Origin of the sequence: Mesobacillus boroniphilus JCM 21738 (genome assembly GCF_000517385.1) — a bacterium.
Lineage (GTDB): Bacteria > Bacillota > Bacilli > Bacillales > Cytobacillaceae > Mesobacillus > Mesobacillus boroniphilus.
The window spans coordinates 1-986 of record NZ_BAUW01000221.1 but is presented as its reverse complement, the minus strand read 5'-3'; the positions used below and the strand labels follow the sequence as shown (position 1 = coordinate 986).

Here is a 986-nt window from a genome sequence, read left to right as displayed (position 1 = left end):
CTTGCGCTTTTTGTTCATGTGTGTAAGCTTTGGCCTCTATTGCTGATTTATTTTGGATTAGCGATGCTGTTTAGGAATAAAAAAATAAAAGTTATTTACCAAAAACAGCGTCAGCATCTGAAGTCATCAAGGCAATCGAAAAAGCATCCAGAGGGGAAACGGTCATTGAACCAAAAGTGGCCGATAGGATGATGAAAAGACTAAGGCCACAGGCGGCGGTCTATGCAAACAGAAACGGATTGATTAAAACGACATAATAAATGGGAGGGTGCCTTATGCCCCTCCCATAATCTATTTTTCGATATAATATTTTGAAACATATGATGCGCTTTCGAAAATATTGGGCCGCGCACCGTCAATTCCTGCTTCTGTGCCGCGTTTTTTGTGGGCATGTTCATAAGCCTTCGATTTTTGCCAGTTTTCGAATGCCCCTTCATTTTCCCAGATTGTCATAATGATATATGTGTTGGAACTCAAGGGACGAAGAACGCGGATGGCGACAAAACCTGGTTCATTCTCAATCAGTCTCGGCCTGTTCAAGAATCGGTCTTCAAAAAGCGGGCGCCCTTCATCTGTTACTGGAATATTGTTGAGAACAGCGAATCCTTCATGATCAAGTGAACCAGCGGAATCAATTACTTCATATTTCCTTGGTGAACTGAACACTGTTTTCTTGTCTGTTTCATGGACAAGGAGCGATGACTCATTATTGTTCATCAATATCATGTTTTCTCCTTGATGCTTTTCTTTCAACTTCACTAAAAAATCAGGAGTTCCTGACGTAATATATAGATTCATTTTCTCACCTCATCTTAATAATAGTGCTTTGCTTCTATTATACTAATTTTATGCTGACAAACCCAAGCCATAATCTGTTTTCCCTTTTTTAAAGAACCTAAAAGCGAAATTCGTCAAATTTTTAACAATTTAAAGCGTTTTCTATGAAACAGGCCAATAAAAACGCTATAGTGTATATAGTTTATTAA

The 986-nt window shown here is 38.4% G+C and carries 1 protein-coding gene and 1 pseudogene; one reads left to right on the top strand and one right to left on the bottom strand.

What is annotated here, in order from left to right; genetic code table 11:
• Positions 1–192, top strand: a pseudogene (locus tag JCM21738_RS26435) (hypothetical protein); the annotation flags it as partial.
• Between the two features lie 99 nt (positions 193–291).
• Here JCM21738_RS26435 and JCM21738_RS21900 read toward each other — a convergent pair.
• Entirely contained in the window at positions 292–798 is a 507-nt protein-coding gene (locus JCM21738_RS21900) for an antibiotic biosynthesis monooxygenase family protein (RefSeq protein ID WP_023627817.1), read from the bottom strand.
• Positions 799–986: the final 188 nt, after the last annotated feature.